20 protein-coding genes are annotated in these 23380 nt (G+C 61.3%); 5 read left to right on the forward strand and 15 right to left on the reverse strand.

Annotated features, from left to right (window positions below):
* Positions 1-40 precede the first annotated feature (40 nt).
* From SBC1_RS34220 to SBC1_RS34250, 7 genes are all read right to left on the reverse strand, one after another.
* Complete coding sequence (locus SBC1_RS34220) at positions 41-1072, reverse strand: extracellular solute-binding protein (RefSeq protein WP_165104721.1); 1032 nt, start codon at positions 1070-1072, stop codon at positions 41-43.
* A 36-nt stretch (positions 1073-1108) separates the two neighbouring features.
* Positions 1109-1915 carry an ABC transporter permease gene (locus SBC1_RS34225; protein WP_165104722.1) on the reverse strand — a complete coding sequence of 269 codons (807 nt, stop codon included), beginning with the start codon at positions 1913-1915 and terminating at the stop codon, positions 1109-1111.
* Positions 1912-2796, reverse strand: coding sequence for an ABC transporter permease (locus tag SBC1_RS34230; protein ID WP_165104723.1), 885 nt, complete (start codon positions 2794-2796; stop codon positions 1912-1914). The genes SBC1_RS34225 and SBC1_RS34230 overlap by 4 nt, the downstream gene beginning before the upstream one ends.
* Positions 2797-3957: an ABC transporter ATP-binding protein gene (locus tag SBC1_RS34235; RefSeq protein ID WP_165104724.1), complete on the reverse strand. Its 1161-nt coding sequence runs from the start codon at positions 3955-3957 to the stop codon at positions 2797-2799.
* A 27-nt stretch (positions 3958-3984) separates the two neighbouring features.
* Positions 3985-5319 (reverse strand): FAD-binding oxidoreductase, encoded by a 1335-nt coding sequence (locus tag SBC1_RS34240; RefSeq protein ID WP_165104725.1) that lies wholly within the window; start codon positions 5317-5319, stop codon positions 3985-3987.
* Between the two features lie 263 nt (positions 5320-5582).
* A complete protein-coding gene (locus SBC1_RS34245; RefSeq protein WP_370469681.1) occupies positions 5583-6989 on the reverse strand; it encodes an aminotransferase in 1407 nt (468 codons plus the stop codon).
* A 17-nt stretch (positions 6990-7006) separates the two neighbouring features.
* The gene (locus SBC1_RS34250; RefSeq protein ID WP_241202331.1) at positions 7007-7891 is read right to left on the reverse strand and encodes an aldo/keto reductase; all 885 of its coding nucleotides are present in this window, start codon (positions 7889-7891) and stop codon (positions 7007-7009) included.
* Positions 7892-8062: 171 nt separating this feature from the next.
* On the opposite strand from SBC1_RS34250, the gene SBC1_RS34255 reads away from it, so the two are divergent.
* The 4 genes from SBC1_RS34255 to SBC1_RS34270 all read left to right on the forward strand — a co-directional run bounded on the left by SBC1_RS34255 (position 8063) and on the right by SBC1_RS34270 (position 11731).
* Positions 8063-8794 carry an IclR family transcriptional regulator gene (locus SBC1_RS34255; protein WP_165104726.1) on the forward strand — a complete coding sequence of 244 codons (732 nt, stop codon included), beginning with the start codon at positions 8063-8065 and terminating at the stop codon, positions 8792-8794.
* A 110-nt stretch (positions 8795-8904) separates the two neighbouring features.
* Positions 8905-9579, forward strand: a complete 675-nt coding sequence (locus SBC1_RS34260) for an HAD family hydrolase (RefSeq protein ID WP_165104727.1) — start codon at positions 8905-8907, stop codon at positions 9577-9579.
* Positions 9580-9680: 101 nt separating this feature from the next.
* Positions 9681-11249 carry a TonB family protein gene (locus SBC1_RS34265; protein WP_165104728.1) on the forward strand — a complete coding sequence of 523 codons (1569 nt, stop codon included), beginning with the start codon at positions 9681-9683 and terminating at the stop codon, positions 11247-11249.
* A gap of 236 nt (positions 11250-11485) precedes the next feature.
* Positions 11486-11731, forward strand: coding sequence for a DUF4148 domain-containing protein (locus SBC1_RS34270; RefSeq protein WP_165104729.1), 246 nt, complete (start codon positions 11486-11488; stop codon positions 11729-11731).
* Between the two features lie 26 nt (positions 11732-11757).
* Here the strand turns inward: SBC1_RS34270 and SBC1_RS34275 are convergent, their stop codons facing one another.
* From SBC1_RS34275 to SBC1_RS34290, 4 genes are all read right to left on the reverse strand, one after another.
* Positions 11758-13161 carry a methyl-accepting chemotaxis protein gene (locus SBC1_RS34275; RefSeq protein WP_165104730.1) on the reverse strand — a complete coding sequence of 468 codons (1404 nt, stop codon included), beginning with the start codon at positions 13159-13161 and terminating at the stop codon, positions 11758-11760.
* A 230-nt stretch (positions 13162-13391) separates the two neighbouring features.
* On the reverse strand, positions 13392-14054 hold the full coding sequence (locus SBC1_RS34280; RefSeq protein WP_165104731.1) for a glutathione S-transferase family protein: 663 nt from the start codon (positions 14052-14054) through the stop codon (positions 13392-13394).
* 146 nt (positions 14055-14200) lie between these two features.
* Complete coding sequence (locus SBC1_RS34285; protein ID WP_165104732.1) at positions 14201-16351, reverse strand: tetratricopeptide repeat protein; 2151 nt, start codon at positions 16349-16351, stop codon at positions 14201-14203.
* A gap of 430 nt (positions 16352-16781) precedes the next feature.
* Positions 16782-17597, reverse strand: a complete 816-nt coding sequence (locus tag SBC1_RS34290) for an SDR family oxidoreductase (RefSeq protein WP_165104733.1) — start codon at positions 17595-17597, stop codon at positions 16782-16784.
* Between the two features lie 146 nt (positions 17598-17743).
* Here SBC1_RS34290 and SBC1_RS34295 point away from each other — a divergent pair, with 146 nt between their 5' ends.
* Positions 17744-18685 carry a GlxA family transcriptional regulator gene (locus SBC1_RS34295; RefSeq protein WP_165104734.1) on the forward strand — a complete coding sequence of 314 codons (942 nt, stop codon included), beginning with the start codon at positions 17744-17746 and terminating at the stop codon, positions 18683-18685.
* A 108-nt stretch (positions 18686-18793) separates the two neighbouring features.
* Here the strand turns inward: SBC1_RS34295 and SBC1_RS34300 are convergent, their stop codons facing one another.
* From SBC1_RS34300 to SBC1_RS34315, 4 genes are all read right to left on the reverse strand, one after another.
* Positions 18794-19060, reverse strand: a complete 267-nt coding sequence (locus SBC1_RS34300; protein ID WP_165104735.1) for a hypothetical protein — start codon at positions 19058-19060, stop codon at positions 18794-18796.
* Between the two features lie 177 nt (positions 19061-19237).
* A complete protein-coding gene (locus SBC1_RS34305; protein ID WP_243830319.1) occupies positions 19238-20437 on the reverse strand; it encodes an alanine--glyoxylate aminotransferase family protein in 1200 nt (399 codons plus the stop codon).
* A 210-nt stretch (positions 20438-20647) separates the two neighbouring features.
* The gene (locus SBC1_RS34310) at positions 20648-21661 is read right to left on the reverse strand and encodes an alpha/beta hydrolase fold domain-containing protein (RefSeq protein WP_165104736.1); all 1014 of its coding nucleotides are present in this window, start codon (positions 21659-21661) and stop codon (positions 20648-20650) included.
* A gap of 42 nt (positions 21662-21703) precedes the next feature.
* Positions 21704-23176, reverse strand: coding sequence for an MFS transporter (locus tag SBC1_RS34315; protein ID WP_165104737.1), 1473 nt, complete (start codon positions 23174-23176; stop codon positions 21704-21706).
* Positions 23177-23380: the final 204 nt, after the last annotated feature.

Raw genomic sequence — 23380 nt, forward strand, 5'->3', positions numbered from 1 at the left:
ACGCGCGGGCAGTCTTGACAGCCTCGCGTCGCGGGGCCTGTCAGCGGCCGATCTGCTTGTTCCACTGTTCAATCCACTGGGGTGAATGCTCGGAGACCTGCTCGAACTCCACCCAGATCGATTTCTCCCTGGTCGCGACCCGTGGTGCCACGCGCGTGTCGTACTTCACGTTGCGGTTCGACGCCGCGTATTGCATCGCGTTGACGAAACAGCTCTGGCCGTCGGCGGACGCCAGTTCGTTCAGGAACTGCAAGCCGAGCGGCGAGCCGTTCCTGACCTTCTGCGCCATGTTCGGGAATGCCACTGAGCCCGGAGACGGACTGATGAAGCCAATATCAGGATTGTTCGCGTCGTGCTCAGCCCAGGCGCGGCCGTCGTAGTACATCGCGATATCGAGATCGCCGGAACGCATGGACATAAGCGGCGTATTCGGGTCGCTGTAGAAGGTGGCGTTACCGCTTGCCGACATGCGCTTGATCTGGTCGAGCGCGGGCTGGATGTTGGTGCTTGAGCCGCCATAGACCTTCGTGAAAAGCGTGATCAGACCGGGCGGCGTCGCAACGTACGCAATGCCGGGCAGCGCCGCCTGCCACTTGCCAGCCACCGTTCCGTCCACGAATTCCTTCCACGTCTTCGGCGGGTTCTTCACGGTCTTCGTGTTGTACATCAGGCCGAAATCACCAAAGGTGATCGGGAAGCCGTAGCCCTTACCGTATGCCACGAGGCGCGGATCGAGTTGCGCGACGTTCGGCACGTTGGCGGCCGTTACCGGATCCAGCAAATTCAACGATATCGCCTTGTATGCAGCCTCAGGTGTACTGACGATTACATCAATCGGTGGTTTTGTCGGATTCGCTGCGACCTGATTGACCCATTGCAGCGGATTGCCCAGAACAACATCGACCGACTTCCCGGTCGCTTTCTCGAACGGCTGCACGAAGCAGGTGCGGTACGCCTTTTCCCACGATCCACCGAATGCGGTAACGGTCAGGTCAGCGGCGCTCACCGTTAGCGGTAGCGCTGCGGTCAAAGTGAAAACAGCGCCTATGGCGAAAGGCGGGATCGATTTCATGCGTGCCTCGTGGCAATCAAATCAGTGAAGGGGAAGTCATGCATTGAGTGCACGCAGTCCGTAGGTGCGCTCGACCAACAGCAGTAAGCCGATCGCAATCAGCATCTGCACGGTGCTGATTGCAGCTATGGCCGGGTCGAGCTGGTTCTGCAGGTACGACAGCATCACGACCGGCAGCGTGGTTACGTTCGCCGTCCCGAAGAAGTACGAGACCGGCAGGTTGTCGAGCGAGATCAGCACCGCGAACAGCGCGCCTGCGAATACACCCGGGCTGATGAGCGGCAGCGTTACGAAATAGAAGCGCTGCAAACGGTTCGCACCGAGCACCGCAGCCGCTTCCTCGAAGTTGATGCCGACGTTGCGATAGACCGCAAGCACCGTACGCATCACATACGGCACGGAGATCACCGTGTGAGCGATCAGGAGCGCAACGAAGGACACGCCAATGCCCAGGCTCGACAGAAAATAGAGCAAAGAGAAACCGATCACGAGGGCGGGAATCGCTACCGGCGCAAGCAGGAAGGTCGTTAGGGCCGCAGCGGCGGCGCTGCGGCTGCGGCCTAGCGCGATGGCAGCGGGGACAGCCAGCAGGATCGCGACGAATGCCGAACTGAGCGCGAGATAAACGCTCGTCATCAGCGAGTCAATGAACGGGCGATATTCAATCAGCCGCCGATACCAGCGCAACGACACCCCGTGATAAGGCACGGTGATCGCATTGCCCGCCGTGAACGACGCGGCCACGACCACGACGATCGGCGCAATGAGAAACGTGAAGAACAAGAGGTTATAGAGCGACAACGGCACGCGCGCAACGCCCGTCCTGCGCAGCAGCGCGATCATGGCCGCACTCCCCGGCCGCTAGCGAACCGCTGCTGCAGGAAGAGGCAAACCAGCACGATGAAAAGCAGCAGGTTGCCCATTGCCGCGGCGAAGCCGATGTCCTGCGTCAGGCTGAACTGCTGGAAGATCAGCACGGGCAGCGTCACGACCTGGCCACCGCCGAGCAGCAGCATGGTCACGAAACTGCCATTGGTCAGCATGAACACGAGAATGCACCCGGTCACAATGCCTTCAATGCTCAACGGCAGCGTCACGTTGAGAAAGGTCCGTATCGCGCCGGCGCCAAGAATACGCGCAGATTCTTCGAGCCGCCGGTCGACACCTTGCAATACGGGCGTAATCGACAGCACCATGAACGGCACCATCACATGGACCAGCCCCATATACACCGAGCCCGCGCTGTTCAGCACGTTCAACGGCCGGTCGATCAGATGCAGCGCTTGCAAGGCTTCATTGACCATGCCGTGACGTGCAAACAGGATGCGCCAGCCGAAGGTGCGCATGATGATTGACGTCAGCAGCGGCGCGACGAGCAGAAACAGCAGCACCGGACCGAAGCGGCCCGCGCGCCGCACAAGAAAGTAGGCCACGGGGTAACCGACGACCGCACAGATCGCCGTGGTGACGAAGCTGACCTTCAGCGTGTTGAAGATTACACCCAGATAATAAGGATCGCTGATCAGCTTCGTATAAAAACGAAAGCTTAAAACTGCCCCCTCACGGGAGGGCGCCACGCTGCGCAGTATGTTTTCAAGCAGCGGCGCGAGGAAAAACACACACAGGAAGATCACCGCGGGCAGGTAAAGCAGGCTCGGTCGCACACGCCGCTTCGTGACCTTCGTCTCAATCCGCTGAGTTGGGATGGCATCGAAAGTCTGCATTTACGCCGCCTTTGCCAGAGCGGGACCGCCATCGGTTTCCAGCAGCACGGCGCTTTCGGCGTCGAAGGAAACAACCACTTGCGCGCCTGCGGGACGCGCACCGCCGCCCGAGGACGACGTCGCCATCTCATAGGCATAAACTGGCCGGCCGAGTGCCGCGACATCGACCCGGTAGGCGTGGTGGGCACCGCGAAACACATGCTGCACGATACGCCCGTCGAAGCGGACATGATGCGATTGCGGCGCGTCGAGCACGACCTTCTCGGGGCGGATTGCAAACTCGGCCTGATCGCCGGAGAGCCTGACATCGCGTAGCGGGACCACGACGTCCGCGCGGCTCCGGTGCGGCCGAAGCTTCACGGCCTGCGCATGTCGCGCGATCACATCGCACTCGATCACGTTTGCCGTGCCAAGAAACTCCGCTACGAAACGCGTGCGCGGCTGTTCGTAGACATCACGGGGACTGCCGGTCTGCAAGATCCGCCCGCGATCCATCACAACCACGCGGTCGCTCATGGTCAGCGCTTCCTCCTGATCGTGCGTCACCATCACGCTTGTAATGCCCAGCTCGCTCTGTATCTGGCGAAGCTCGAACTGCATGCCTTCGCGCAAGTTCTTGTCGAGCGCGCCAAGCGGTTCGTCGAGAAGCAGCACAGACGGATTGGTGATCAAGGCACGTGCCAAGGCAATGCGCTGCTGCTGGCCGCCCGAGAGTTGCGCGATGTTGCGCGCCTCGATGCCAGGCAGTCGGATCGTCTCGAGCATCTTTTTCACGCGTGCGGCGATCTCGCTTTTCGGCGTGCCCGCCATGCGCAGTCCGAAGCCGATATTCGCGCCTACGCTCAAATGCGGAAACAGGCTGTAGTTCTGGAACACCATACCCAGGCCGCGTTTGTCCGGCGGCAGGCCCGTGACATCGCGACCGCCAATACTCACGGTCCCGGTATCAGGTTGATCGAATCCGGCAATCAGTCTGAGCGTGGTGGTCTTGCCGCAACCCGAGGGTCCGAGCAGCGCAAGGAGCTCGCCCGGATGCACATCGAGTGTCATCGTCTCGAGCGCGGTGACCGCACCAAAACGCTTGCTGACGCCATCAAGAAGCAGACGCTGCGAGCGCTCGGCGCCGCTCGGCGAAGATGTTGCGACTGCTGTTGCCATCATGGAGGGTCCCGGTTAAGAGCGTGCCGCTCAGGCGTGCTGCCTGCGTTTGTCGATGACGTCGCGGATCTGGTAATAGCTCCCCAGCGCCGGCATGAACCACGGCTTGCCGCGATAAAGCGCGTGCGTGAGCATCGGCGTGCCATAGGCGCTGCTCTCGGGCGCTTGCCCTTCGAGAATCAGGCGTGCGACCTTGTAGCCGAGGTAGGTCATCATCACCACGCCGCTGCCGTTGCAACCGAGCGCGTAGTGGATACCGTCGGCGGTGCGGCCCAGATGCGGCAGGAAGTCGAGTGTGAGCGCCACGGTGCCGCCCCAGCTATAAGCGACCTTTACGTCGGCCATCTGCGGGAAGCGCTCAACCATTTGCGCGTGCAGGATCGCACCCGACTGGCGCCGGTCGAGGTTATAGAAACGCGCGCGGCCGCCAAACAGGAAACGCTTGCCGTCGGGTGAATAGCGGTAGTAATTGACCACGCGGCGCGTCTCCGAAATACCGCGGCGCTTCGGTATCAGCGACGCCTGCAGGTCGGCAGGAAGCTCCTCAGTGGCGATCTGATGCGACACGACCGGCACCACGCGGCGTTTCAGGTCCGGCACCGATTCGCCCGTATAACCGTTGGTGCAAATCACCACGTGCCGGCTCGCCAGCGTTCCCCGCGCGGTCTCTATGCGATACCCCGCCCCTGAGCGCGTAACGCTCTTCACCGGGGCCTTGCTGCACACCGTGACACCCGCGCCGCGAGCAGCAGCGAGCAGCCCGGCAAACATCATCGACGGGTGCACTTGTCCCGCGCGCTCGAGCAATACGCCGCCCGCGTAAATGTCACTCGCCAGTTCGCTGCGCAGTTCGTCGCGCGAGAGGATCCGTGCACCCGCCGACGCGTACGCGTTGAGGTTCACGATGCGCTTCTTCCACGCAGCCAGGTGCGCGTCGGTCCACATCGCGTTGATGCGGCCAGCCTTCAAATAAGCGCATTCGATTGCGTTGTCCCTGAGGATGCTTTCGAACACGCCGTAGGAAGCCGCGGCTTCGCGCAGGAGCGCTTGCTGGCGTTGTTCCGATACGGCGTTGTCCAGCTTCTTGCCTGAGGGCGCCTTGCCTACGTTCACGCCTCCCGACACTTGTCCGCCACTAAGCGTGCTCGCACCGATGCCGGGCACATCGGCTTCGAGAACGGCCACGCTCAAGCCGTGCTTCGCGAATTCGAGCGCGCACGACAACCCCGCGTAACCCGCGCCGACGATCGCCACGTCAACTTCGCGCGGCACTTCGGACATCAGGTCGTCGTGCGGACGCCAGTCTTTCCACCAGTACGGGGTGTCGGTGAAATCGGAGGAAAACACTTGGCTGCGCGTCGACACGGTGAGGTCCTTAATGGGTCTGCATTTCTCCGTGCCACATTGCGGCACGGCATTCCATAAACTCGTTGAGGTGCAAAGTATCACGCGCATTTATCGCGTGCAAGCGTTCAGAAAAACGGGGTGGGAGCGTCGTGCTTTATGCGGCGGGCGATCGGAAAACCAGCACGAAGCGCCGCCATCGCGACGATCGACGGCGGTGAATGATAGGACTACGACACACTAAAAACCGATGGTTTCAGGGTGTGGTTCCGGGCAGTGACGCATCAGCCGGACAAGGGCAAATCCTCGCTCGCCGCATGCAGCGCCTGCCGCGTAATGCCAATAATTTCGTCGATATCCGCTCGCGTGGCGACCAGCGGCGGCGCAAATCCGATGATGTCGTTAATGCCAAGCGGACGAACAATCAGGCCACGCGCAAGCGCTGCCTGCGCGACCCGGCTGCTGACCTTGAGAGAAGGCACAAACGGTGTGCGTTCGGTCTTGCCGGCCATTAGCTCAAGAGCCGCCAGCATCCCCTCGCCTCGTACATTACCGACGAGCGGGTGATCATCGAATGCGGCGTGCATACTTTGCTGCATATAAGCGCCGACGTCGGCGGCATTGCGCGTCAGTTGCTCGCGCTCGAGGATGTCGAGGTTCGTCAACGCCGCAGCCGCGCACACCGGATGGCCCGAGTAAGTCCAACCGTGGCTCATTGCGCCTTGCTCGCGCGAGCCGCGTTCGATCACGTCCCACACCCGCTCGCCGACAATCACGCCGGACAGCGGCAAGTACCCGCTCGTGAGGCCCTTCGCGACCGAGATCAGATCCGGTTCGATACCGTAATGTTCGGAGCCGTTGCGCGAGCCGAGGCGCCCGAAACCGCACACGACTTCATCGGCGACGAACAAGATGTCGTGCCGCTTCAGCACGGCCTGGATGGCTGGCCAGTAGCCGGCCGGCGGCGGCAGGATGCCGCCCGAGCCCATGACCGGTTCGCCAAAAAATGCAGCGATAGTGTCCGCCCCTTCGCTTTCTATCAACTGTTCAAGCTGTTCGACGCAATCCGCCACGAACGCACTTTCGCTGTCGCCTGGCCGGGCGTCGCGATAGAAGTCAGGACACGCCGTGTGCAGCACCTGCGGCATGGGCAAGTCAAAAGCCGTGTGAAACTTCGCTTGTCCCGTGAGGCTGCCGGTTGCAATACCCGAACCGTGATAACTGCGATGCCTCGCGATGATCTTCTTCTTGCGCGAACGCCCGAGCACATTGTTGTAATACCAGACCAGCTTGATCTGTGTCTCGTTGGCGTCCGAGCCGGACATGCCATAGAACACCTTCTTCATTCCCGGTGGCGACCAGTCCTCGATCAGCCGTTGCGACAGTTCGACGGCGGGGTCGTTCGAGAAGCCTGCATACGTGTGATAGAACGACAGCTTGCGGCTCTGGGCTGCAATCGCCTCGGCCATCTCCTCGCGTCCATAGCCGATGTTCACGCAATACAGCCCGGCGAATGCATCAATGTAGGAACGGCCCGCGTGATCCTCCATGCGTATGCCCGACGCACGCCTCATCAGGCGCCCTTCCAGCTCGCCGGACGCATGGTCGGACGCATGCGTTCCGGGATGCATGAAGTGGCGCCGGTCTGTTGCCAAGATTGCTTCGCTATACGAATCAGTTACTGAGTTCATGATTGTGTCGATGGGGTTCATGGCTGCATTGCGCATAAGGAGGTGTCCGCGATGTCCCATGCGGGATGCCACGCCGGCTTGCTCACGCGGCCATCGGCACGGGCGAGCAAGCGGATGCGCGCCATCGACGCGGCATCGAGTTCGAAATCGAATACCGCGAGGTTTTCCCCTATGCGCACCTGATTCGACGACTTCGGAATGGCCGCGACCCCGGGCTGCTGGATCAACCAGCGCAAGATGATCTGCGCGGGTTGCTTGTCATGCCGACGAGCAATGTCCGCGATCACCGGGTCCGCAAGCAGCTTGCCGCTGCCAAGCGGTGAGTGCGAGATCAGGGCCATGCCGTGTCGCGAACAGGCAGCGAGCAGCTTGGTCTGATCGAGATACGGATGGTATTCGCACTGGTTCGCGACCAGCGGCAACGGCGAGAGCGCCACTGCACGATCGAGCAGCGCCACCGGAAAATTCGATACGCCGATATGACGCGTCAGGCCGCGGCGTTGTGCGTCGTTGAGCGCGCCGATTGTCTCTTCAAGCGGTACCTCGGGGTTGGGCCAGTGCACGAGCAGCAGGTCGACGTGATCGAGCCCCAGCCGCGCGACGCTCGCTTCTGCCGCGCGGCGGAAGTCGGCTGCGCGCAATTCGGTATGCCAGACTTTGGTGGTGACAAACACGTCGTTGCGCGGCACGCCGCACGCGGCGAGCGCCTGGCCGACCGCCTGCTCGTTCTCGTAGCGGGCAGCGGTGTCGATATGCCGGTACCCGGCGTCGAGGGCGGCCCGCACGGCACGGACACCTTCATCGTGGGTGGATTGCCACGTGCCCAGCCCCAGCCGGGGAATCAGGGCGCCGTTGGCGGCAACTACCTGCAAAGACGCAGGCGCATGAAGAGGAAATGTCATCGCGAGAGTGTTTTCGGGATTCCGAGATTTTTGTTACCGTGCCATAATACGGCACGCCGTTCCATATTTTTACGATGCAAAGTAACACGCGATTTTTCGCGACGCAAGGGAACAACAGCGTGCCGGGATGAGCGCGCTTGTCGCGCGGCCGCAAATCACTGGAGGGGGTGCATGAACAGTTTGTTGAAGAGCCTGGAGATCCTGGAAGCGGTATCGCAGAACCAGCCAGTCAGCGTGGGTGTGCTGGCGCGTTTGCTGGACATGCCGAAATCCAGCGTCCAGCGCGTGCTGATGACCTTTCTCGAAGCCGGCTGGCTGCGCCAGACCGGCGGCGACCTGACGCGCTGGGAAGTGGGCGCGCGGATCCTCGGCGTGCGCCCTGCCGCGCTTCGCGGCGGCGCGCTGTATGCCGCCGCACGCGAGCCGATGCGCGAGCTACGGGAGCTCACCAACGAGACCGTCCACCTGTCGATCCCGGACAGCACCAAGTCAATGGTGCTCATCGATCGTGCGGATTGCACGCAGACGGTCCGAACCTTCAGTCCTATTGGCGACCTCAGCCCGTTCCACGCGACGGCAACGGGCCTCGCCGTACTCGCGTACATGAGCGAGGCCGAGGTGGAAGAAATCCTGGGTCGCGACCTGCCAAAATTCAGCGACACCACGCCGTGCGACCCCGCCGAGATACGACTCGAACTCGAGCGCATCCGCAAGCGCGGATATTCGATCAACCTGTCGCAGTATCGACGCGCGGTGTGCGCTATTGGTGCAGCAATCATCGATTCGGATGGTGCGCCGGTCGGCAGCATCTGCATCTCCATGCCCGAATCCCGCTACGAGCCCAAACGTCTCGATGAGTGGGGAAAAGCTGTTGCGAAGGCGGCGGCGGCTATCAGCGTTTAGGGCATTTATAGATGGCGTGCGACGCGCAAGCCACATCAGTGACAACATTCAGGCGTACGCTGTCATCACGCTCATGAAGTCGCCTGAACCTACTGCCAAAGGACCCCATCATGCGAATCGAAACATCATTCCTTTTCGACCTCGACGGGACGCTGGTCGACAGCGTGTATCAGCATGTTCTTGCATGGAAAGAAGCGCTCGATGCAGAAGGTATTGAGCTGTCGGTATGGCGCATCCATCGCAAGATCGGCATGAGCGGGGGCCTCTTCACGAACCAGTTGCTGCGCGAAACGCACGGGGAGATCAGTCCCGAGCGTGTAGAGCGTTTGCGCCGCACTCATGCGGAAGCGTATCAGCGGCTGCGTGCACAGGTTTGCCCGTTGCCCGGCGCACGCGAGTTGCTCGCCGCGCTCACGGACGCGGGTACGCGCTGGGCCATTGCGACCAGCGGCCGGATGGAAACGGCTGCTGTGAATCTGGAAGCGCTCGGGGTCGATCCGGCCAAGTCGGTGGTCGTCACGCGCGACGACGTGAAGTACGCCAAGCCGGACCCTGATCTCTTCATTGCAGCGGCGTCGCGTCTGGGCGTGTCGATCGAGCATTGCGTCGTGGTGGGTGACAGCATCTGGGACATGCTCGCTGCGCGGCGCTGCCGCTCGCTGGGCGTGGGGCTGCTGTCGGGCGGATACGGAATGGATGAACTTGAACGGGCCGGCGCATTGCGCGTGTATGAAGACCCCGCGGACTTGCTGTTGCATCTGGATGAAGTGGCTGCAAGACCTTAGGCCTCGGGCCTTGAAGGCGAATCACTTCAGCGGCCATCGCAGCTGTGCTAGATTGCAGCCCAAAGACCTGTAACCCGCGACCAAAAATTAAAATGAAAGCGTTGGCCAATAAAATTGACAGCTTTTTGCTGTTTGCATTCACCGGGGTACTACTTCTACTGCTCGCATCGTGCGCACCGGTCAGACCGGACGACCCTCATGCGGACAACCCGCCCGATCCATCGGCATTTGCCGACGCGCTCAGTCCACCAAGCGGCGTGCCCTGTCGCCTCGGGCGGCCGAAATACACCGCACTGCAACGGCAAATGGGCATACGCGGCAGCGTCCGGGTGACGTACGTGGTCAACACGGCGGGTCGAATCGACCTTGTCATTGTCGACAAGAGCAGCGGCAACCAGGAGCTCGACAACGCAGCCCGCGAAGCGATCGCAAAGGGCACGTGTGCCCCTTATGTTGTCGATGGTGTCGCGCACCGGGTTGTGCAGCACACGACCTTCAACTTCCAGCCCGCACCTCAAGCGCCGCCGCCGAGCCGGAGTGACGCTGCTGCAGGCATCAATCCATCGTCGGCCCCGGCAGCGCTTTACCGATCGCAACAGGCAGCCATCAATCCGGTTGCGCCGGCACAGGCTATACCGCCTGCGCCGCCGGCTAGCCCGCCGGTCCCCGCTTCATCAACGGGAAGCTTGTCGCTGGTCGAAGCAATCCAGGCCGCCAGCCTGCAAAAGCTGGGTATCGCACCCGACTCGCCCAAGGCTGCCACGGTCAAGCGCTGGAGCGAGCGCATGCGCACGGACCCCGACGTCAGCCGCTTCCTTGGGAACGGACCGAACCATGCCAGCCTGCTCGCGCTCAACCCGGTGTTGCGCACGGAATTCTTCACCGAGGGCCTGCTCCGACTCTCGCCGGAAGAACGCAGCAAGCTGGCCGAACTCGCATCGGACGCATTCGACAATGCGCCGCCCGATTGCGGCGGTATCAAGAGCGCACCGCTGGTGATGTCACGCTACATGTCGCTCGCGACCATGTCCAATGCCGATGTCGACACCTACTTCGGGATCACGTTCGCGATGCTGAAACAATCGGCATTGCAAACCCCGTTCGCTCAAGTGACGCAAGAACAGCGTGCGCAGGGGCAACTGGCTGTGGTGCACTCCTTGCAGGACCTGTTGAAGAATAATACCCAGGGCACACGCGACGTTGCCGCTGCGGTGGTCGATCCGACCGGCGTCACCGCCGAAGTCTGGTGCCGCAACGCTCGCGTCTATAACCGTGCGTTGCTCGCGACCCCGCAGCCCTTTCGCGACTGGTCGATTGTCGCTGCCAGCATTGATGCGAAGACCCGGTTAGCTTCAATTGCGCAGCCGCTCATGCCGGGCGCGAGCTCACCCGGCGCGCTACCTTCGAACGATTTTGTGACGCGGGTTCAACAACGCATACGGCCCAACATTGTGTGGGCCGGTCCGACACTCGATCTGGAGACAGTCGTGAGCGTGCGATGCGCGCCGACCGGGACCTTGCTCTCCGTGGTCATTTCCCGTAGCAGCGGTAACGCGAGCTGGGATATGGCGGCTTTGCGGGCGATCCAGCGGTCTGATCCGATGCCGCTCGATACCGACGGGCGCACGCCGCCCATGTTTTCTATCACGTTGCGGCCAGCGGCCGGTTAGTTTTGGCGGCGATGAACGACTGCTGCCATGAGCTTATGCACGAGGTCAGGAGATCCCCGACCTGCACTGGCAATACGTTATTGGCATCCAGTCAATCGTCGAGCCGCGTCTAAATAAAACTTCATGAATGCGCCGCCTTCGGGATAGGGCCGAGTCATTAATCTGCATGAACCGGACAACAACGACGGTTCGTTGCCAGTCCGGTGACTCGCTAACCCTCGTTCCAGGAGAACACCATGAAGACCTCAATGATCGCCCTCGCCTTTGCAGGATTGTTGGCCACCGGCTCCGCATTCGCGGCACAGAGCGCACCGCCGACGCAGACAGGCCAGACCAACATCCAGGTCGCCGGTCAATGGGTTCCGCCGTATGGACAAGCCGTCGCACCGAAGACACGTGCACAGGTCTATCAAGAGCTCGTACACGCAGAGCAGGATGGCCAGCTTGCGTATCTGAACTCCACGCTTTATTCGCATGGCTAAGCAGATCTTCAACGCGCGCTGACCAATCAAACGCTATAGGCGAGCCGCAATCCGCCCCAGTGACGGCCTGCGACCATGATCGGTGCGGACACGTCTTTCATCAGCGCATATTCCCCGGCGCCCATATCGCGCCGATATGTCTGCAACAAGAACGGCTTGGTGTGTGACCCCGAAGCCAGGCCAGTGCGGTCATTGAAGATGCGCCGGTTGCGCGAATGGGCGGCGTTCCAGGCAGGATCGGAGCCTTGTGATTGCGAAAACTTCTTGTTGTGCGTGGGCAAGTAGCCCTTGGTATCGACGGCTGCACAGAACACCACGCGCTGATCCAGCGCCAGCAAGGGCTCCTGTATTTCCGGCAGGATGCGATCGGCAAGCTGGATATAGCGGGTCGTGAATTGCTCGGGATTGGTACCGGCAATCGGGTTATATGCATGATCGAAAAGGTCAGCCGCCGTGATCTCGCCGCGCGAAATGGCCTGCTCGAACGCCCGCCCGATCTTCTGCGCGGCGGTCATGACCGCGTCTATAAACCGCGTATCGGGTGTCTCTATCCCCGCTTCCGCCGTCAGCTCGATCAAGGTTTCGGACACGCCCAACAGCTTGCTCAACTGATCGCGCGCCTTCGTGAAGCTGCCGCTTGACTGCTCGACGCCTGCGACCATCTCGGAGACTTGAGACGCAAGCCCGCTGCATTGCTGATCAATCGCTTCGGTTTGCGAAGCGATTTGCTCCGCTTCAACACTCAACTCAGTGATCGCTTTGCCCGTCGCCGACACAACATCGCCGATCGCATGCGTACCCTCTTTGACTCGCTGTGCACGCACCGCGCTCGCCGAACCTTCGGCCATCAGCAGGTCGGCCTGACCCGACAGCCTGGTGAGCGTTGTCCCGATCTCCGACGTGGCCTGCGCGGTCTTGGCGGACAACGCCTTCACTTCAGCAGCGACCACGGCAAAGCTCTTCCCGGACTCGCCCGCGCGGGCGGCTTCTATTGCAGCGTTCAAGGCCAGTAGATTAGTCTGGCGCGCAATGATCGAAATTTCTTCGGAGATCTTGCTGACGTCGCTCAATGACTCTCGCAAGGTCTCGATCTCCGCCGCCATCACCGAGACGCTGTCCACCAGACCATGGATGTCTGCCAGTGACACCCTGACCGTCTCCTGGGACTGGCTGACGTCGGACGCCGCCTGATCTGCCACGATACGCATCTGACGCGCTGCCGCGGCAATCCGCTGATTGCCTTCCATGGTCGACAATGCGGAACGCTGCAAGCCATGGCACAAATCCGCCTGACGGGTAGCGCGGGCCGCCACCTCCTCGACGTGCCCCGATACATCGCATATCTCTATACCCAGCTTGCCCGCATGCTCGGCGATCTTGGCGACCACCGCCAGCGTGCGCCCACGTTGCCCGAATCCGAAACCCGTCATCCCGTGCCCCCGGTGTTTTAATTTGCGTGGAACTCCCCGGTTGCGTCTCGACATGCCGGGGTTCGTCGAATTCCGCGTGACGTCCCTCGGTATATCGTCCGATTGAAGGAAAAACTAAAGGGGCGCGAGGCGACGGATGCGATACATCGGGTTTGCCCTGCGTCAGGCGCGGCATGCGGCCAGTGCGGATCACGTAAAAACGACCCGCAGGCCCCCCGGGGCTCCGGGATTCAATCGCGATCGACAGGCGCACCCAACGGAAACAGCGGCCGATACGGCCGCGCCTCGTCAACCGCACGCGCGAATGACGGGCGCGCCAGCAGTCGTTGCCGGTACGCAATCACGTGCGGGAACGACGCGTCAATTCTATGCGTCCAGTCCGCATAAAACAGGAACGGCGCAGCGCCGCAATCGGCCAGGCTGAAGTGAGCGCCTGCTGCCCACTCACGCTCGGCCATGACGGCATCGAGCCAGCCGTAGGCGGTCTCGAGCATCGCGCGGGCATCGGCAACGCCTCGCGGGTCCCGTTCCGTTTGCGGCCGCAGGCTGTCGCCCACGATCTTCTGCTGCGGGGTCGAAATGTAATTGTCGAAGAAGCGATCCATGCTGCGCACTTCCATTGCGCTGCGAGCATCTTCAGGCAGCAGCGGCACGGGGCCCGGATGATACAACCCAAGGTGCTCGATGATGATGCTCGCCTCGACCACGGTGCGGCCGGCATCCACGAGCACGGGGAAGCGCTTCATTGGCCAGAGCGCCGTCAGCTCCTCCATCACCTGCGGGTTCTCATGCGACAACGCGCGCCACTCGAACGGCGTGTCGTTCTCGTACAGCGCGACCAGCACCTTCTGGCAGTACGACGAAAAAGGATGGGCGTAGAGTTTCAATGTCATCGGATCACCTCGGGTTGAGAAAGACTGCTTTCCCTGACGACGAACGAGGCTGTCGAAAATCGACATCCATCCTCAAGCATTTCATAAACGCTGCCACGGTGAGCGTTTTCTTTACAAAACCGTTTCGGAAGCGGGCAATATTTGCTTCATCCTTGCGGCGAAGGAGCCCGGCTCGAGAATGCCGCGATGCACGCCAGCCGCACCCGCTCGACAGCCGTGGACCAGCTCTCATCGGCCGCTTGCCGGAACAGGCGCAGCGTCTGCGGATACCACGGAGAATCATCACGCTCGCGCATCCAGCGCCAGTCGATGTCCTCTCGCGGCAGCAACACCCAGCACGGCTTGCCCAGCGACGCAGCAATGTGCGCTGCGGCGGTGTCCACGCAGATCAACAGATCGAGCTCGCCGATGATGGCGGCGGTATCGGCGAAATCGCGCAGGTCTGTGCCGAGGTGCAGCAGCGGGAGACCTGCGGGCGGCGACTGCCCCTCTTCTTCTCCCTGCCCTTTTTGCAGGCTCACGAAGCTGACCCCGGACACGCTCCAGAGAGGCGCAAACGTTGCAAGCGACGGCAGCGAACGGTTGGCATCGTTGTGATGTTTGGGATTGCCCTTCCAGACCAGGCCGACTTTGCGGCCCGGTGGAAGCGTCGCCAGCCGCGTGCGCCAGTGTTCGACGAGCAAGGGGTCGGGCGTCAGGCGGATGGGATCGGGAATGGTGTCCGGGGTCGTGCGCAGATGCAGCGGCGCGCTCATCGGACTCGCCCAATAATCGTACTCGTGCGCCCGGCCTTGCGCGGCCTCGTGGTCGAGGACCGCATCGACGCCTTCCACAGCCGCGAATAGCCGATGCAGCGCAGGGGCGCAGGCAAATGCGACATGGCTCGCGCCCTGTGCCTTGAGCTGAGGCAAGTAGCGGCCGAACTGGACCATGTCGCCAAGACCATCTTCCTGCCAGAGCAGAAGCGACTTGCCCGCAAGCGCTTCACCTCGCCAGCGTGGACACTTCAGCCACGACTGAGTCTGGTGATGAATAAATCCCAGCTGCTCATAACGGGAGTCGTAGAGCCGCCATCCCTCTTCGAATTCGCCCATGCTGAGCAGCAGCGTTGAAAGACTGACTTTTGCATCGTGATAGTCGGCGCGGATCGCCAGTGCTCGCCGGAAGGCTGCCTCTGCGTCGGTCAGATGGCCAAGCTCCTCCAGCACGTTGCCAAGGTTGTGGTGCCCCTCGGCGAGATCGGGTCGAAGAGCAAGCGCTCGCCGGTACGCCGCAACGGCGTCAGCCGGGCGATGCAGCGCCCACAGCACATTGCCCAGGTTGTTATGGGCTTCAACAATATCCGGTCGGATCAGCAACGCTTGGCCGTAAGCCGCCTCGGCCTCGGGCAGCCGGTCAAGCGCCTGCAGCACGATGCCCAGGTTGTAGTGGGCTTCCGCATAGTCGGGCCGGACTGCAAGCGCCTGCCGGTAAGACACTTCCGCTTCGGGAAGGCGCTTGAAGGCGACCATCAAGGCGCCCAGGTTAAGGTGAGCTTCAGCGAAATCCGGGCGGATAGTCAGCGCCATCCGGCAAGCCAGCTCGGCCTCGGGCAGGCGGCCTAGTTCCTTAAGCACGTTTGCCAGGTTGTTGAGCGCATCGGCGTATTGAGGCCGGAGAACCAGCGCCTGCCGGTACGCCGCCTCGGCTTCCGGCAGGCGGGCGAGTTCCTTCAGCACGTTGCCCAGATTGTTGAAAGCCCCTGCATCGGGAGATAGAACCAATGCCTGCCGGTAGGCCCTCTCCGCTTCGTGCCAACGGCGCATGTCATAGAGCACGATGCCCAGGTTGTAATGCGCCTGCGCATAGTCCGCACGGATTGCAAGCGCTTGCCGGTACGCCGTCTCGGCGTCACGCAGGCGCCCGAGATCGTAGAGCACCGCGCCCAAATTGTTGCTGGCCTCTGCAAGGTCCGGGCGAATGCCCAGCAATTGCCGGTAGATAACCTCCGCCTCCACCAGAGAGCCCAGTCCCTTGAGCAACATGCCGAGATTGTTGTAAGCATCGATGAAATCGGGCTTGGCCTCGATAGCCTGCCGCCAATATGCTTGCGCGTCCGCCGGTTGGCCCAGGCCTAACGAACAGACCGCCGCTAAATTCAAGGCCTCCGCCAGCGCAGTTCCCGTCAAGGCCGGATGCGGTTCGAGCATCGGTTTGACGGTCGACAACGCTTGCGCATAGTGTCCGGCCAGGCATAGCGAAGCAGCCGACTGATGCCAGTCCGCAATGGGAGGCGCGATTGTTGGGACAGATGTCATGAATAGGTTTTCGAAGCTTGGATCAGCAGATTCTGGTCGGGTGCGATCACTCCGCGCCACGTGGCATGAAACTGATGCGCCGTGGTTCGAACGTCTGCGCGAAAAGGGAAACGCGCATCACGAAGGTTACGATAGTTGTTATGGACGTGACGGCGGGAAATGAGCGCATTGCCGCACGCTATTCGAAGGATGGGGACGCTAAAGAGCGTTTCGACAGCGTTGGCGATCTACCGCAATAGCGTCTGGTCAGCTGTAAAAAGGCTTGGTGAATCGCCACCGCTGTATTCAGCTTGGCTGAATCGAAGCTTACAAATAGGCCTGAGGATTCTTCAACACAGCCCAATGCACGCGATCTCGTTCGCCCTTCAAGAGCGGTGATCTACCCTTAAAGAGAACGCACTGGCATTGGGCCGCTCACTACACTTGTCGCTTAGCGCTGCGTACCGCTCGTTACGCCATAACGTGCCGCGGGCAGCCGATGCGAAAGGTTAGGCGCCAATGCCTGGCGAGCGGCCTCGAACGCGTTCCAGTCGGCCGCTTCCGGTAGCGAGGGAATCGTTACCAACTCCCCTTGGTCGAGGCCCGCGAGCGCTGCGTCCACCATGTCCTCGGACGTCATCACAATCCCTTCGGGCAGATAGCTCACCGGCGTGCCCGCGATGTCCCAGAACTCCGTGCTGGTTGCGCCGGGCAACACGGCCTGGACCCGCACTCCCTTCGCGCCGAGTTCGTGGTGCAGCGACTGGGTCAATGCGAGCACATACGCCTTGCTGCCGCCGTACACACCGTTCAGCGTCTCCGGCGACACAGCGACAATCGATGCAATGTTCACGATCGTTCCGCCGCCACGTGCGACAAAACCCGGTACGACCGCCTTCGTCAAATGCGTGAGCGCGATCACATTGAGCGTGATCATCGCGTCCATTTTGTCGATGTCCGAATCTACGAGCGACGCGGTCGCGCCCACGCCGGCATTGTTCACAAGCATCGTGATGCTGGAGTCATTACGCAGGACGTCTTCAACCTTTCGCACGCCTTGGGGCGTCCCCAAATCCGCGACGACAACCTCGAAATTTCGTCCAGTGGACGTTGTCAGCTCCGTTGCCAGCGCGTTCAAACGGTCGCGATTGCGTGCCACCAGGATGACGTCATAACCCCGTTCGGCCAGCCGCTTCGCGTAGATCGCGCCAATGCCGGTTGAAGCGCCCGTCACGAGGGCCGTGCCTTTGTTCGCTACATTGCTCATTTCCGTTCTCCAGTTTTTCAAGTGTTCCAGCAGATACGCCGGTGTGTGAACGGAATAGTAGAAGTGTGCGATCATGTCCTCAATGACATATATGCAACTTTTTAGGACATCGCCCGAGATCCCGTTCCCGACCCGCAGGAGGCCATATGAAAACGATCGGAATCATTGTTTATCCGGACTTTCAAGTGCTGGGGCTGGCGGTCTCGACCGTGTTCGAATTTGCCAACGCAACGGTGGAAGAACCCGCCTACGAGGTGCGGTTGTTATCGGAACACGGCGGCTCCGTGCGCTCTTCGCTAGGCTTCGGCATTGAGACCGCGAGTTTCAAGGGCAGCGAATTCCACACTCTGATCGTCACCGGCGACAACACGGGCACCCCGCATTCGGCCGGCGTGGCCGCATTTCTTCGCGACGCGCTGAAGACATCCCAACGCATCGCAGCGACCTGCACCGGCGCGTTTGTGCTGGCCGAGGCGGGCTTGCTGGACGGCCGCCGCGCTACCACGCACTGGTACTACGCGCGGGCCCTTCAGCGCGCGTATCCGCAGGTCAAGATGGAGGAGGACCGGATTTTCATTGTCGACGGCCCGATCTGGACGTCCGCCGGTGCAAGTGCCGGGATCGACCTTGCGCTGGCGCTCGTCGAGAAAGACCTGGGCCGCGAAACGGCGCGGCTCGTGGCGAAAAAACTGGTGGTCTATCATCGTCGCGCTGGCGGCCAGTCGCAGTACTCCGCGCTGCTCGAACTCGACGCGAAATCGGATCGGGTGCAGACCGCGCTGGCCTATGCAAAGTCCAACCTGACAGCGAAGCTGTCGATAGAAGAGCTGGCGGAGGTTGCCCACCTCAGCCCGCGCCAGTTCAGCCGGGTCTTCACCGACGAGACTGGACAGTCGCCCGCCCGGGCCATAGAAAATCTACGCGTGGAGGCTGCTCGCCTGATGATGGAAGCGGGACGGCATTCGGTCGATGTGGTCGCACGCGAGAGTGGTTTCGGCGATCGCGAACGGATGCGGCGCGCGTTCCTGCGTGCGTTTGGACAATCGCCGCAAGCAATGCGACGGATGACGGAGTCACAGTTGATTTGATGAACGGCCGGTTTTGCGCGGCAGGCGGTTCATGTCCGGGCTAAGTCCCCGTTAAACACGCTTGCTGAATCAACAAGGGCTGACCGCGTCTTTGTGCTCAGGCCGCAGCTATACCGCCGGCGCCAACTGTGCGAGCACGATCGTCATGCTCATGACCTGCTGGTCACTATCTGAAATTCCCGCGTCGTAAGCAGCCTTGGCCAATTGAGCATTGGTTAGTCTGGCAAGGCCGTCAAAACTATCACGGACAATTGTCGCAGTCATCGCGGAACTGGTCCGAAGCTCCCAAGCCTTGTCTTCGACAAGCCGTCGAAGCAGATACTCGCGAGCAGCCGTTTTCGCGGCAAGAATGCCGCGTGCTTGTTCTTCTGTCATGGTGTTCTCCCCGAGTTCGCCCTCGTTTTATAGCAACGCGGCGCACCCTTGGCGGTTCGGAAGAACACACTTGGATCAATTCTCTTCCGGGTGCATTCAGGAGCAGTAATCTTCTTCGGGTCACTAAACGTATTTCGGCTAACCCGAAGAACATCTGCCGACTGCCTGCCCGGGTTTTCAGTCCAAAGCCAACCGTGCAATCGCACGCTCCACGCCACCGCGGCCGAACGGAACACCCTGCACGGTCATGGCGGCTTCGACGCCCCCGAGACATCCAAGGATCATTGCGGGGTTGATGTCGCCTAGATGCCCGATACGGAATGCGCGGCCCGCAAGTGGCCCGAGACCGCCGGCAATCGCGACTTCGAAGCGCTCGCGCGCAACGCTGCGGATTGCTTCCGGATCGATACCCTCGCTCACCTCTATGGTCGTCACCGACACCGAGCGCGCCGCCGGCACCTCGCAGAAAAAGCGCAACGCGCCCATCTCGCTCCAGCATTCCACCGCAGCATGCACCGCTTCCGCGATTCGCCGATGGCGTTCCAGCACCTCGGCCAAGCCTTCCCGAAAGATCAGCCCGAGCGACGCCTCCAGCCCGGCGATCAGGCTTTGCGGCGGCGTGCCGCAAAACTTGCGGTACGACAGCGGACTTTTTCGCCGCTCCCAGTCCCAGTAGAAACGCGGCGTCAAGTTGCGGCGCGCGACCTCCATTGCCGCTGCGTCGACCGCGACGAACGCGAGTCCCGGTGGCACCATCAACGCCTTCTGACTCGCGCCGAGAACCACGTTAATGCGCGTTGCATCCATGTCGAACGGCGCGGCTGCAAGCGATGCAACCACGTCGACCACGAGCAGCGCCGGGTGATCGGCCCGGTCGATCGCCGTCCGCATGGCTGGCAGATCGTTGGTGATACCGCTTGCCGTGTCCGTGTGAACGATGAAGACCGCGACAATCTCGCGCTTCACATCCTCCCGCAGCACAGCCTCGATATCCGCTGGATCGATTGGACGTCCTTCGACCCAGGGTGTCCGGATCACATGACCGCCCATTGCTTCGGTCTGCACCGCCCACGACTCCGAGAAGTGGCCGGTGCCTGCAACGAGCACAGCCTGACCCGGCGCAACCAGGTTGGCGATGACCGCTTCCCATGCACCGTGCCCGTTCGCGGCATAGAGGAAAACGTCCGACTGCTCCGTCTGCAGCACGCGCTTCAGGCCCGCTTCGCAGGCAGCAATACAGCGATCCAGTCGCGGGTCAGCCAGGTCCATCGGCTGACGGCTCATTGCGTGCAAGACTTCATCCGGCACACGGCTAGGTCCCGGCGAATGCAGAAAGCGATGACCGGGCAAACGGGCGAAGTCGTTCATGCTGTTCATGCCATGAGGCTTCGAAATGGGTGGTTCACGCAGGAGCTTGAGCGCGCTTGAGTTTTGTCGTCAGTCAGTTTCATTGCAACCCTGGCTAATTGTTGGTCAAAAAGATTCTACAGGGCCGCGCCGGTGCATGCACTTTGGATTCGCTTACCCAGCGAATCCAAGAATGGGTATCTTGTCGAAGACGATCTCAAGCCCAAGGGCCCTCATGCACTAAGCCGTTGAATGCTGCAGCCAGCGTTGCAGGAACTGCGTGGTCTTCCAGCAGGCGAGCATGGCCTCAGGCGTCTCCGTACCGGTGGGCCAGGACTGGTGCACGTGAGGCATACCCTCGTAAATATCCAGTTTCACGATGCCCCCAGCAGCATCCAGCGCCCGGTATAAACGCACGGAATCGCTTAGCAAGATCTCGCGCGTTCCTGCCTGGATCAGAGTGGGGGGAAATCCCTTGCTGAAGTCGCCATGAATGGGCGATGCGTACGGATGCATCAGATGGTCGGGACCCGCATACATGTTCATGTTGGAGGCCAATTTTTCGGGATCGAAGAAGTCTGCGTGAAGCAGTGTCCGGATGGTGTCGCCCTCGCATCGTAAGTCTACAAACGGCGACCACAACGCGAGCGCAGCCGGCATCGGCTTGCCCTGGTCCCTAAGCTTGAGTGTCGAGGCAGCAGCAAGACCGCCTCCCGCCGAGTCGCCGAACAGCACGGTCTGGTTAGCAGGCGTCCCGTCATGCGTCAAGGCGTCGAAGACCGCGACCACTTCGTCGGTGACGGTGTCGTAGCGTCCGCGGGGCGCCAGCGTGTAATCGATCGACAGGACGGACTCTCCCAGTAGATCCGCGATCACCGCGGGGGCGACTGCGTTAGCCCTCGCAGAACCACCCGTGTAGCCGCCGCCGTGCGTGTAGATAACCCTCGCTCGTTCACGATGTTGCGCCCCCGGAATATATTCCACGACGGGCACGCCGCCCATGTCGTGTTCCACAGTTCGTGTGCCCAGTCGGGCGAGAACCGGCGCAGCCAACGCCTCCGCCAACCCGTTGGAACGCGCGTTAGCGGCAGCCCATTCGTACGGATCGTTAGTGAGCGGCTGAGGTTGTAGTCCGCCAGTCTTCATCACCTCCGCGACCATGCGGCCGAACGCTTCCTTCCACTGCGCTGAAACGGTCGACGGTAGAACGAACTGCAACGGCGTGGTGTCCTTTCCCTGCTCGATCTCTGACATGTTTATTCCGTCAATTACTCAAGAATACTAATTAGATTTTAATCAGCTCGCCCGCTGCTGTATCAGCTGTTCGATAATCCTTGCATGCGTGGGCCGATCGAGACGATACAACAGCAAGATCAACACACCCGCTATCGAGAACAGGGCCGAACCAGGCCCATAACACAGGCCAAGCAGCGTGACCGTCTCGGGGCGAAGGGCAACCAGCGCGCCCGCGTTTGCCGCCGCGCCGCTGGGAAATCCGCTGAACTGCAAGACCAGCCCTGCAATCAGCGCGCCGCCGCCCGTCGCAACCTTCCCTGCGAAAGCCCATCCGGCGAAATACAAGCCCTCGCGCCGGGAGCCGAAAAGGTACTCGTGCTCATCGGCAGCATCTGCCAGCATCGACGAGACGGCGATAGCCGCAGCAGTGAGGCCCAGCCCGCCAATCGCAGCGTTGCACGCAAGCGTTACTACCAGGGGCATGCCTTCCATATGCAGCAACCCGGCTAGCCGCAAGCTCGCAGGCAGTGCCTGAGTCACGATCAGGATGCCGAGGCTGATCAGCAACATGCGTTTCTTGTCGAATAGATGAGCAAACATGCCGATCAGCGGCGCACCGGCCAGCAAGCCGCAGAAGTAGGCGAGCATCACGACCTTGATGCCGTCACCGGATAACCGCCAGAAATAGGTATTGGCGTGCAGTCCGAGCGAAAGCGCCACGCCTTGCGCGACAAAAAACAGCACCGATGAACTGAACAGGACGCGAAATGACCGGTTGCGAAAAATTTCGGCGAGTCCTGCCAGCAATGCGCGCAACCAGCCCGGCCGATTCACGGCAATCGGATGTGCCCGATCGCGCAAGACAAACGTTCCCCACATGGCGGCGAGCGCGCCGCCAATAGCGACCGCCGCGCAGGTCATTGCAAAGGGCGTATAGGCTGACTTCTGCGCCAACCCGTCGGGTCCCTTGAAGAAGAGTCCGAAGCCGATCAGAACCGTGGCTAGTCCGCCGATCATGCCAAGCCCCCAGCGCCATGCTGCGACGCGTGATCGTTCCGTGTAGTCGTCGGTCAGCTCGGCACCAAGCGCGAGGAATGGCAGATTGAAGAGTGAGACCGACACACGCAATACTACTGAGAGCAGAAGCAGCGTGACGAACAAGGTTGTTGCGGGCACACCTTTGGGCAACGAGAAAATCATCACGAAGGCGATCATGGACAGCGGCAGGCCCAACATCATGAATGGCAGCCGCCGTCCGAGCCGCGAGCGCCATCCGTCGGATATCGAGCCGATCAGCGGGTCCAGGATCGCATCGACGACAAGACCCGCCGACAGCGCCACACCAGCTGATCCACCGGACACACCGCATACCGCCGTCACGTAGAACAACCCGAACACGGTCATGACATTGTTGGTCACTGCATCAACGAACGAGCCCGCGCTATAGGCAATCTTGGGTAACAAAGGCAGCGGCTTATGCCGTAGCGTGGTTGCATCGATGAGATGGTCCGGGGTGATATCGGGCGTTGTCACGACTGCGCTCATAAGGGGTACCGACCACTGGGGCGTTGTGCCGTTGCATCATCAGAAAAGCGCGGCGAGTCACGCGGGCCGGCCCCAAGGATTTGCTTGATCACAGCAGGTGGAAACGACCGGACGACGCGTATTGAAGAACGCACTCTGCGTCCCTGCTAAGTTCGCCCGGATGACTGCGTTGCCGCTGAAAGTTGCGCCGAT

Source organism: Caballeronia sp. SBC1, assembly GCF_011493005.1.
Lineage (GTDB): Bacteria > Pseudomonadota > Gammaproteobacteria > Burkholderiales > Burkholderiaceae > Caballeronia.

What these genes read in the sequence shown, in the direction of transcription:
- SBC1_RS34220 (WP_165104721.1), bottom strand. Translation starts at nt 1,072, where the DNA reads ATGAAATCGATCCCGCCTTTCGCCATAGGCGCTGTTTTCACTTTGACC.
- SBC1_RS34225 (WP_165104722.1), bottom strand. Translation starts at nt 1,915, where the DNA reads ATGATCGCGCTGCTGCGCAGGACGGGCGTTGCGCGCGTGCCGTTGTCG.
- SBC1_RS34230 (WP_165104723.1), bottom strand. Translation starts at nt 2,796, where the DNA reads ATGCAGACTTTCGATGCCATCCCAACTCAGCGGATTGAGACGAAGGTC.
- SBC1_RS34235 (WP_165104724.1), bottom strand. Translation starts at nt 3,957, where the DNA reads ATGATGGCAACAGCAGTCGCAACATCTTCGCCGAGCGGCGCCGAGCGC.
- SBC1_RS34245 (WP_370469681.1), bottom strand. Translation starts at nt 6,989, where the DNA reads ATGAACTCAGTAACTGATTCGTATAGCGAAGCAATCTTGGCAACAGAC.
- SBC1_RS34250 (WP_241202331.1), bottom strand. Translation starts at nt 7,891, where the DNA reads ATGACATTTCCTCTTCATGCGCCTGCGTCTTTGCAGGTAGTTGCCGCC.
- SBC1_RS34255 (WP_165104726.1), top strand. Translation starts at nt 8,063, where the DNA reads ATGAACAGTTTGTTGAAGAGCCTGGAGATCCTGGAAGCGGTATCGCAG.
- SBC1_RS34260 (WP_165104727.1), top strand. Translation starts at nt 8,905, where the DNA reads ATGCGAATCGAAACATCATTCCTTTTCGACCTCGACGGGACGCTGGTC.
- SBC1_RS34270 (WP_165104729.1), top strand. Translation starts at nt 11,486, where the DNA reads ATGAAGACCTCAATGATCGCCCTCGCCTTTGCAGGATTGTTGGCCACC.
- SBC1_RS34275 (WP_165104730.1), bottom strand. Translation starts at nt 13,161, where the DNA reads ATGACGGGTTTCGGATTCGGGCAACGTGGGCGCACGCTGGCGGTGGTC.
- SBC1_RS34280 (WP_165104731.1), bottom strand. Translation starts at nt 14,054, where the DNA reads ATGACATTGAAACTCTACGCCCATCCTTTTTCGTCGTACTGCCAGAAG.
- SBC1_RS34285 (WP_165104732.1), bottom strand. Translation starts at nt 16,351, where the DNA reads ATGACATCTGTCCCAACAATCGCGCCTCCCATTGCGGACTGGCATCAG.
- SBC1_RS34290 (WP_165104733.1), bottom strand. Translation starts at nt 17,597, where the DNA reads ATGAGCAATGTAGCGAACAAAGGCACGGCCCTCGTGACGGGCGCTTCA.
- SBC1_RS34295 (WP_165104734.1), top strand. Translation starts at nt 17,744, where the DNA reads ATGAAAACGATCGGAATCATTGTTTATCCGGACTTTCAAGTGCTGGGG.
- SBC1_RS34300 (WP_165104735.1), bottom strand. Translation starts at nt 19,060, where the DNA reads ATGACAGAAGAACAAGCACGCGGCATTCTTGCCGCGAAAACGGCTGCT.
- SBC1_RS34305 (WP_243830319.1), bottom strand. Translation starts at nt 20,437, where the DNA reads ATGAACAGCATGAACGACTTCGCCCGTTTGCCCGGTCATCGCTTTCTG.
- SBC1_RS34310 (WP_165104736.1), bottom strand. Translation starts at nt 21,661, where the DNA reads ATGTCAGAGATCGAGCAGGGAAAGGACACCACGCCGTTGCAGTTCGTT.